This is a genomic window from Rhodococcus sp. FG69 (genome assembly GCF_057808915.1).
In genome coordinates this window covers 65,842-75,022 of record NZ_JBMDIX010000032.1, presented here as the reverse complement: position 1 = coordinate 75,022, position 9,181 = coordinate 65,842, and the positions used below count along the sequence as shown (strand labels likewise).

Sequence of the window (9,181 nt, the reverse complement as noted above, 5' to 3'; positions counted from 1 at the left end):
ATTCTCGGACACGAAACTCACACAGACACTGGACTTCTACCTGGGGACCCAACCACCACGGTTGGGACAGGAACGATGTGAAGTCGGAGTTCTTCTACGAGCTCTCTCAAATCCGGCACGACTTCGCGCACAAAGACGGCTTGTGTGTGGAAAGCGCCGGAAACTCCATTCTGAAGTGGGGAGTCGCCGGGCAACCGCTCGCACCCACCCCGCGCCAGATGATGTCTTTGCTCGACCTATTTCCGACCGAGGAGCTAAGCAAAACCCCGGTACGGACGCCACGCACTTCCGAACGATTGCCGTTCAATTTCCCGTCCGAGTGGGTTGCGAAGGTCAGAAAAAGGGTTACCGAAATCGAAGAGGTCAAGCGCCTTCGACCCGATGTCCTCAAGCGCGTCATCGACAGATGGCTGGACGAGATTGTTTAAAGCATTGAGGCACCTGCCAATTCCATTGGCAGGTGCCCGATAGTCGGACCGCCGACCTCGATGCCTTCACAGGCGACCACGTCCATCGCGGTCACGCAATCAACGAACAATTCCACCCAGACCTTGAGACACCCCTTCTCGCACCTTCGTCGGGGGTTCTGCCTCAGCGCGACCTGCCTGGTGTTGGCGCGCCTTCAACCTCATCCGCGCCACGAAGCACTTTGCGAGACGAGAGCACTTCGCAGAAATACTCCGGACACGTGTCCAACGGACTAGTGAAGCCAGGATTGGGAGCGGTTGTCCGCTCGGGTGCGTTGGTTGACGGTTCCGGCGACGCCGACGACGGCGAAGACGCCGACTATGAGCGTAATCCAGGCTTGTGCTGGCACGGGCCGAGTTCCTTCCGCGTGGTGGGTTCGAAGGGCGGCGCGCTGGCGCGCTGCGCAGCACCTTCTGACATCTCGTCGAAGTTTCGTCACGTGGCGGGCTTGTGGCGTGGGCCGAACGTTGCTCAGTGCGCGGAAGCGCTCCGCGTCAACGCCGTAGCGCTGGAACAAGTTCGCTTTCGATCTGTACCGGTCGGTATAGACCGCGAATTCAGACCAGCAGGTCATACGCCCACTCGTACACCCAGCGAGGCAACTTGGGTGCATCGAATGGTGCGGTAGCGAAACTCGATCCGAAGCGCATTGCGGACTCGGGGATCGCATCGACGGTGTGGGAGCCAAAGGACCTTGCTGCGACAATCCACTGTCCACGGTGATGCACTCGGATTGCAGTCGACACTATGCACCGCCCACTGGAGTATCCGGCGGCCAGCTTGTGGCAGTCCCATTCGACGTGCTGGTTCTGCCCGAAGAAGTGTGTGAGCGTCTCGGCGAAGGACGGCCCGTAGAGGGTCCCTCGGTCGGTGTCGATGCGGATAAAGTTCATGGCGTCGGCCTCTTCGAGTAGTAGCTGCAATGCGAGCTGTGCGTTGAATGTTTCTCAGAACAGCGGAATCTGGTTGCGAGCAACGAGAACCTCGCGGAACTCTCGGAACTTGCGCAGAAGATCTGAGGCGACTGCCTCGGTGTAACCGATAGACCGCGCGACCTCGGTGAGCGTCTTGCCGGCGGCGAGCGCTTCATCTATCTCGCTCCCGGCGTCGAGGTCTTCGACTTCGTCTGTATCGAGATGCGCCACATCTGCGGCGGCCAACCGGACAGAAGCGAGGGCAGCTCGACGCCGCTCATCGCCCGCCTCTGTCTCTCTCCGCGCCGTCACAGTGCGCTGCCGCTGCGGAAGGCGTTCAGGCGGTTCGTCGCTTCACGTTGCGCCCTTCCGATTTCGACGAGCTGGTCGAACAGAAATTCTTCCGGCGCTTCCTCGGCGAGCTGCTGAATTCTGATCCCTGCGTCGAAGAAGCTACGTCGGTAACTTTCCGACAGGACCATGCCGGCGTAGTCGGTCGCCGATGCTCCGCATGCGTTCGCTGCGGTGACGTCGGTCAGTGTTCGACGCAGCCGTGCACCGCGCTGTCCGCTGGCACCCGACCGGACGAGGACGCCCAGAACACTCGCGGGGTCGTGTGGGAGGTTGTCGATGATCAGCTCCTGCACGATGCCGTACAGCTCGCGATAGACGGGATCGTGGAAATCGTTGGCCTGCAATGTCGCTGCGATGCGGGCGGCCTCGTCGGTGTCCTGCAACCACATGAGTGCGCAGATCGCCAGTGCTTCTGGCGCCGTCTCCGGACGGTCCGTCAGATCAGCGTGATCGTCGTCGGCGGGTTCGACTGCTCTCAACGGGGTCATCTGTTCGCCTCATTTCCTTTGCGGGGTCAGGTGCGGGAGAACTGGATTCGATGTTCCGGCGGCGCTTTGCTCGTTCCTGCCGAGTTCATCGTCATCGCAGAAATGTGGATCAGATGTAGAGAAGGTTCGGTGGTGCGGTGCCGTCGAACTGCTCGAGGCTGTCGAGGACGGCGTTGTAGTTCTCGGGCCTGCAGCTTCCGAGTCCGATGATGAGGGCACAGGTTCCGTCGAGTGTGACGAGGTAGGACGGCGGCGTTCCGTTGTCGGACGATGCGTGCTCGCGTGCGTCGAGGAGGGCGATACGGACGGCATCGGCGGCGGCCAGTTTCGCGCATTCGAGATTGGGTTCTGCTCCGGTCGCGGTCAGAATTTCAGGGTTGTCCTCGGGGTGTGTGGTGACGGTCCAGGTGATCATCGTTTGGTTCCTTGTCGCTCGTGCCGACCAGCTGCTTCCAATCGAGCGTCACACGAGGTCCGTAACAAAGCGTTCGCTGAGGAGACCAATCGAGCGAGGGTGTGGACAACTGTCGTGTCGAGTCAGCCTGTGGATAAACGACGTTCGGCCCCGGGGTTGGGGCCGAACGTGTGGTACTAGAAGTCGTCGAAGACATCGAGGAGTTTGGCGGGGTCGCGGCGGTAGCGGCTGCCGTCGAGAAATACCCCGACGGCAGCACGGTGAACGCGTCGGAGTTCGGCCATCAATGTGTCGTACCCGATACGGTCGGTGATGCGCCAAGTCACAGGTCCCATGTGCAGGTCTACCCAGTGGATTGTGCGACGTTGTTCGAAGCTGTAGCGGTGGTGCGGCACTGCGGTGTGTTCGGGGCTGTCGAGCCACAGGACGGAGATCGCAGCGGCACCGAATTCTGCGCCCGGTTGGGCGGGGTGAGGGGCTTGTCCGTCGGCTCCGGCAAGTGCGGCGCGGACGGTGGCGAATCCGGTGATGACTGCGGATACTGTTTCCGCGCTGCGGAAGGTCATCATGACGTGACCTAGTGCGACGATCATCTGCGCTTCGTCGGTGGCTGCGGAGGTGGCGGTGATAGTGGCCTGTTGGGGTCCGGCGACCAGGACGGTGGTGTGGGTGACGATTCCGGTGGTCCGGGCGTTGTGTGCGGCGGTGGTCCGTCGTCCTGTGCTGGAAGTATTCTGCGGCATGTCGGGCTCTCTTTCTGTTGCGGAACCGGCTCCCCCGGCCCTTTCGCTCTGCCAATTTCTTTCGCCGTCATCTGGCTCGAAGGAGAGAAGGCGGCGCACTGGACCGGCGTCCTGGCCCTGATCCGGAAAGTTTTCAGCCGCAGGCGCTTTGAAAAGTTTTCGGAGCCCATCGGGCCGGAGCAAAGCGGAGTCAGGGGTGGGTAAGACGGGTCAGGGTGTTGCATGCTCGACCGGAGCCAGATGTGCGAAGGAAATTGTTCTTTCTGCTGTGCGGAGCGCAGCGGAGCTCAATCCGGAGACCGCCGGAGGTGGTCCCAGGGCAGCGCGCGCCTTGACGCAGACTGAGCCATCCGGGCGCGACCACCTCACAGCCATAAACAGCCTGGGGTGATTGCGCGGGAGCGACGGAAAGCAACCAGGCTCGATGTCGCGGCAGCACTTCTATTGTGCGAACATGCGATCACGCTCGCTGGCTGGCGGGTCATCGAAATCCAATTGCTCGTCCTGGTGGCCCTCGACGATCCCTGCGGTGGCTTCTTCCCACTTCCGATATCGGCGCATTGCGGTCGATGCAACCGAGCCGTCCGTTTCTCTACCGATTCGTGCCCACGACCATTCGCGGTGGGCGTGTCGGAGCCGCGCCGTTTCCGCAACTTCCGGTGTGAGGTCGTCTACTTGCAGTCGCGGCGAGTCCGCCGTGTCGACGTGTTCTCCCCGCGTTCCGTCTTCGCGCTCTGAATCATCCCGGCTCGGGCTGGGGCCTTCTTGGCTGAACTCGGTGTCTGTCCAGTCCGGCTCCTCTGTGGCAGCACTTGGAGCGAATTCCACTCTGACGGCTCCGCGGGGCGCACGAAGGATTACAGCCAGCACTTCTGTCATAGCAAGGAGCGAAATAGGCGCAATGGTGGCAATACCCGCCGACACCACGGCCGGAAGCAAAGTCGCACTCAACACCGCGTGGTACGAGTTACCCGCAATCGACGCCGATGCGGCAACACGCAAGATCGTGACGACGAAGCGTCGGCCCTTGATCGTGCGGTTGTCCGTGTGATTCGACAGCGCTATGGCTGTCACGGTTGTCGAGACGATTGCCCCGTCCAACACCACTGGAATCACCCACGCTTCGCCGGGACCTATCCCAGCCATCACCGCGAGATCACGCAACACAGCGAAACTGAGCCAGAAGGACGCCCCGGCGATGCCAACTGTCAGTGCAACGGCCGTCGCGAGGGCCCACTGCAAGATCGCTGGATGTAGCGCAACGACGTCTGACGGCTTCGTTGTCAACAGGGTTGCCGTGGAATGTGATCGGCTCATCGGATTCTCGGTCCTCTTGCGAGAGGGCCGGTTCGTTGCGGAAACGGCGCACCGTCGTTGAACCTGTTGCGCAACAACTCCAAATACTCTTCGATCGCCGCATTGACGAGATCCGACGGGCCCCGCGGCGCGCCAGGTGTTGCGGACAACGCTTCGGCTGCGTTGAGAAGATCGTCGACGGTGGACTGGTACAAGTAGTACGACCGCTTCTGTTTCGCGTTGTCCGGTGACGCCTGCGCAACGGTCTCAACCGACGAAAGAGTGTCGGGTGGCTGCTGCGCGTGCTCCGGCGGATCGACCGGGCTCGAACCAGCGAGGGCACTCTTCATACGTTCGGGGCGGGCCATCACAGGTGTCCCTTCGTGAGCAGCGCAAGAGTGTCCCGGTAGATCGTCGACAGGCTGCGAGATTGTGTTGTCCCCCAATCGACCAGACTGGTTTGGGCCTCCATCGAGTCTTTGATGACAACCCGTTTGGGAACAGCATCGCCGAGAACGTCGATGCTCGAGGCGATCTCGATCAATTGTTCCCGGCCGCTGATCGTCGCGATCTCATGAAGGTTGACGATCGCGCCCAGCATGTCGAGGTCCGGGTTGTAGCTGCGCTTGACTGCATCGATGGTGCGCAGCAATCGCGCGAGTCCGTTGGCTGAGAACAGCGCGGACTGAGTCACGACGACGGCTGCGCGCGCTGCAACAAGGGCGTTGATAGTCAGCAGATCGAGGCTAGGTGGGCAATCGATGAGGATCACGTCGTACATACCTCGTATCGCGTCGATTGCGTCGCGAAGCCGCCGTTCTCGGCCGGCACCGGCGACGACCAATTGATCGCGGACATAGGCCAGGGACTCGTTTCCCGGCGACGTGGGTACCAGGTCTACGCCAGGCCAGATGGTGGGGACGACAGCATCGGCGATGGTCGCGTTCGACGACTCGGCGAGAACGTCGGCAACACCGACATCGTCGCTCGCGAGCTCGGTCTTGGTCAGGACTGTGCTGGCGTTGCCTTGCGGATCCACGTCGATAACGAGTGCTCGCTTCCCCGCTTGGGCAACGGCGTAGGCGAGGTGAAAGACGGTGGTGGTCTTGCCCACTCCGCCTTTCTGGTTGCAGAACGCAAAGATCTCAGCGGGCATGGTGGGTCTCACTTTCCATTGATGAATGGGACCAACTGGGGGTATAGCGGGAATGGGAGGTCGTGCACGCGTTGGAACCGAGGGATGTGTCGTGCCCCATAGAAGTGTTAGATGTATTGCAGGTACGGGACGCGATTCGCGAATCGCGTCCCAAAGGCGAAAGACATGCCATAGTGGCATGAGAAGCTTTTACTACCAATACATCCCGGGCGTGAGTGATATCCCTTGTGTGCATGGGAGGTGTAACCACTGCAGGACGTATGACATCCGTCGCCAGCGAGTCATCTAAGGCACTCTTTGCGGGTAATTCAGGTATGGGACTGGCGGGCAACGCCGCAGTACCGCTAGCGGGAGCGGCCTGCACCGGCGGGCTGCTGCGCTCGTGTCCAAGAATCCAAGTGTGTTGCCCTGGTTGCATCTTCGAGCATTCTGCGTACACAACGGATACGAGCAAGAGCGCGGCAAGGATTGGAAAATCGAGGTCTGAATGACGGTTCGCCATGCCAGGCAACTCGGCGATGTCAGCATTGCAAATGGGTCGAGCACTCAACTGGTACCTCCATAGTGGTGACGTATGACAGACAAGGGACTTCGTTCGTTCCCTCCGGACCCCCCATGGCCCCTGAGCCAATTTCCACACCCACGTTGTCCGCTCCACGCCCGATAGCCCCGCGCCTCGATGGGCGCGCGGCTAATCGGTATCGCCACCCGTTCAATGATCAGTCGAGCTGGTGGTGCCTCGGGGCCGGTCTCCGAGGATTTACAAAGGGTGCACAGGCCGGCGGCAGGCTGGTGTTACGTCGGGCTCTGCCAGAAAACGACGCTGCTGCGGCACATCAGGCCTTGGCTAGGAAGTTCCGTAGCCAAGGTTTGTGCGGCGCGAGCAGAAGAACTCGACCGCGCTGTCGCGGGTCGAAACATGCGTCATCGCCCGCTCGACCCCTGACCGAAATCGAGGGCGGAGAACGGTGAATCGGCGAAATGTCTTGAATGACTTATCAAGACGCTCTATGATCGGTGGCGAAGCTCCTTCCTCACGGGTTGTGGTTTCGACGCCCTCGGCCTCGGTGCTGGTAACACTGAGACTTTCCGGGGGCGTTTCAGTTTCCTGAGGGACAGTTGGCTGTGGGCCTCACGCGACGCCTGAACTGGCGTCGGATTGCGCCTCGAGACCTTCGATGTACTCATCGATGGCCGTGTCCGGAATCAGCCGGCGCTTGCCGACCTTTACGCTCCGGATTTCTCCGGACGCGATCTTGTTGAAGAAGTTGGATCGTCCAAGTCCCGTGCAAGCCATGGCCTCGGGGACAGACAGCAGCCGTCTGGGCATCTTCAGCACCTCCACTGATTGTGTAGTAGAGCCACATCCTGGGGGACTTATTGGATCAGTCCATGTGGTTCCACCACAGAGTAGCAACTACGTACCCCACCCACAAGACGGACGAATTTTCGGCTAGACTGCGTACTCATGACGCAGTCGTGGGCGGAATCGATCGTTGCCCGGGTCGCCTCGGAAGTCCGTCGACTCCGAGGTAAAGACCACTCCGCCCTATCCGCGGCAAAGCTTGCCGACAGGACAGTCGACTTCGGATGGGGGATCTCGCGATCTGTGGTCGCAGACTTGGAGACCGGCCGCAAGAAGAGCCTGGACGTCTCGGAACTGCTCGTATTGGCTGCGGCACTCGGAGTCTCACCGGCACAGCTGGTCTTTCCAGACCTCCCAAAGGGGAGAGTCGAAGTCCTTCCGGGATTGCCGCAAGAATCTCACGATGCCCTCCGTTGGTTCAGCGGCGAAGCTGGGCTCATGCGACCGAGCTCCGAATGGACTGGAGAGGGATCCGATACTCCCCTCGACATGTGGGTCCGAGACACCTTCGACCCGAGGAACGATCGTGTTGGGATCACTCGCGAATGGCTCGACGCCCTCAACGCTATGCGTCGCGCCCGGGTACAGCTGCGAAACGGATTGTCCAAGAACGAATCCGCTGAACATATCGAGTCGATGCAGTACCTGTACGAGGATGCACGACGGCGTTCGGAAGAGCTCTTTCGACGGATGACCGAACTGGGCATGAACACACAGGACGAAGAGGATGGCTAGGCAGCAACTGCCGCCACAGATCAAGAAGATCTACGTCACTAATCGGTCTACCGGCAGCACAGAGTTGCGGTATCAAATGACCGTCGACGCTGGTGTTGCGGACTCCACCGGCACCAGGGCATCGAAGCGAACACAGTTGCGTCGTCGATTTCATACGGAGAAGGACGCTCGCGCAGCCCTTTCCAAGGTACTCGAGGAAGTCTCGAAGGGAACATTCGTTCCCTCGTCGACTACCACGGTCGAAGAGGCCTGCGCTGAATGGCTTGCCGGACGACGCGTACGAGAGTCCACAAAAGCCGCGTATACCCATGCCCTTCAACCGCTGCGCGATACTTTCGGCGGGCTAGCGGTGCAGAAGTTGACCAAGGGTCACTTGGACGCTTTAGTGAACGATCTGTTGGCCGGCAGCTCGGTCAAACCCGATGGCCAACTGCGACGTCCATGGAAGGCCACCTCGATCAATCCGATGCTCAACCTTGTAAGCGCGGTCCTCACCGGGCTGGTGCGAGAAGGGCGATTGGTACGAGACGTTGCCGCGCTCGTTGACCGCGCGCCCCGTGTGCACGTCGAGATGCAGACATTCACGGAAGACGAAGTGCAACGCCTCCTGGAGACATCGACGGCCGACCGGAACGGGCACGCCTGGTTGCTTGCGCTGAGCGGCCTAAGACGCGGTGAACTGTGCGGGCTTCGGTGGAACGATGTCGATCTTCACGCCGGCAGTCTGACAATCAACAACACGCGAGTCTCGGTCAATGGACGCGTCGTGGAGGGTCCGCCGAAGACAGAAAAGTCCAAGCGCACGCTTCCCCTCACGCCAGCCCTCAAATCCGCACTCGAAACTGCACACCGCTTGCAGGGTGTGGAACGAAAGAGTTCGAGCTACGTCGGCCCCGGCACGTACGTCGTGTCCGACGCTGTCGGGCGACCATTTCATCCCGATACGGTCAGCGACTATTGGCGCAAGCTATGCATCGACAGCAAGGTGTCCGACATACGTCTCCACGACGCGCGTCACACGTGCGGGACTCTGCTGCACCTTCAAGGTGTGCCTATTGCCGTGATCTCGGCGTGGCTGGGGCATTCGGACAACGCCTTCACGATGCGCACCTATGTCCACTCCCAGAACCAAGCGCTACTGGGCGCGGCCGATACGTTGCAGTCACTCGTCCGACGTCGTGACGAGCCATCCGATGATGCGAGTTGACCGGCGTTCGTCCGCGACCGTCCACCAAGGAGCAGGCGG

Annotated in this window: 11 protein-coding genes and 1 pseudogene; 3 read left to right on the top strand and 9 right to left on the bottom strand. The window is 60.8% G+C overall.

Annotation, left to right across the window (positions count from 1 at the left end; all coding sequences use genetic code 11):
• A pseudogene (locus ACODSO_RS21850) lies at positions 1 to 428 on the top strand (hypothetical protein); the annotation flags it as partial.
• Between the two features lie 597 nt (positions 429 to 1,025).
• Here the strand turns inward: ACODSO_RS21850 and ACODSO_RS21845 are convergent.
• From ACODSO_RS21845 to ACODSO_RS21805, 9 genes are all read right to left on the bottom strand, one after another.
• Positions 1,026 to 1,361 (bottom strand): hypothetical protein, encoded by a 336-nt coding sequence (locus ACODSO_RS21845; RefSeq protein WP_068373143.1) that lies wholly within the window; start codon positions 1,359 to 1,361, stop codon positions 1,026 to 1,028.
• Between the two features lie 54 nt (positions 1,362 to 1,415).
• Complete coding sequence (locus ACODSO_RS21840) at positions 1,416 to 1,694, bottom strand: urea amidohydrolase (protein WP_068373139.1); 279 nt, start codon at positions 1,692 to 1,694, stop codon at positions 1,416 to 1,418.
• Positions 1,691 to 2,224: a DnaB-like helicase N-terminal domain-containing protein gene (locus ACODSO_RS21835; protein WP_489038762.1), complete on the bottom strand. Its 534-nt coding sequence runs from the start codon at positions 2,222 to 2,224 to the stop codon at positions 1,691 to 1,693. Before ACODSO_RS21835 ends, ACODSO_RS21840 begins: the two co-directional genes overlap by 4 nt.
• A gap of 109 nt (positions 2,225 to 2,333) precedes the next feature.
• Positions 2,334 to 2,639 carry a hypothetical protein gene (locus tag ACODSO_RS21830; protein ID WP_068373134.1) on the bottom strand — a complete coding sequence of 102 codons (306 nt, stop codon included), beginning with the start codon at positions 2,637 to 2,639 and terminating at the stop codon, positions 2,334 to 2,336.
• A gap of 176 nt (positions 2,640 to 2,815) precedes the next feature.
• Positions 2,816 to 3,382, bottom strand: coding sequence for a hypothetical protein (locus ACODSO_RS21825; protein ID WP_068373131.1), 567 nt, complete (start codon positions 3,380 to 3,382; stop codon positions 2,816 to 2,818).
• Positions 3,383 to 3,823: 441 nt separating this feature from the next.
• Entirely contained in the window at positions 3,824 to 4,699 is an 876-nt protein-coding gene (locus tag ACODSO_RS21820) for a DUF2637 domain-containing protein (protein ID WP_489038761.1), read from the bottom strand.
• A complete protein-coding gene (locus tag ACODSO_RS21815) occupies positions 4,696 to 5,046 on the bottom strand; it encodes a hypothetical protein (RefSeq protein ID WP_489038760.1) in 351 nt (116 codons plus the stop codon). The genes ACODSO_RS21820 and ACODSO_RS21815 overlap by 4 nt, the downstream gene beginning before the upstream one ends.
• Positions 5,046 to 5,834, bottom strand: coding sequence for a ParA family protein (locus ACODSO_RS21810; RefSeq protein WP_068373123.1), 789 nt, complete (start codon positions 5,832 to 5,834; stop codon positions 5,046 to 5,048). Before ACODSO_RS21810 ends, ACODSO_RS21815 begins: the two co-directional genes overlap by 1 nt.
• A 1,132-nt stretch (positions 5,835 to 6,966) precedes the next feature.
• A complete protein-coding gene (locus tag ACODSO_RS21805; protein WP_008709982.1) occupies positions 6,967 to 7,164 on the bottom strand; it encodes a helix-turn-helix transcriptional regulator in 198 nt (65 codons plus the stop codon).
• Between the two features lie 138 nt (positions 7,165 to 7,302).
• On the opposite strand from ACODSO_RS21805, the gene ACODSO_RS21800 reads away from it, so the two are divergent.
• The gene (locus ACODSO_RS21800; RefSeq protein WP_489038759.1) at positions 7,303 to 7,935 is read left to right on the top strand and encodes a helix-turn-helix domain-containing protein; all 633 of its coding nucleotides are present in this window, start codon (positions 7,303 to 7,305) and stop codon (positions 7,933 to 7,935) included.
• Entirely contained in the window at positions 7,928 to 9,142 is a 1,215-nt protein-coding gene (locus tag ACODSO_RS21795) for a tyrosine-type recombinase/integrase (protein WP_068373117.1), read from the top strand. Before ACODSO_RS21800 ends, ACODSO_RS21795 begins: the two co-directional genes overlap by 8 nt.
• Positions 9,143 to 9,181 lie beyond the last annotated feature (39 nt).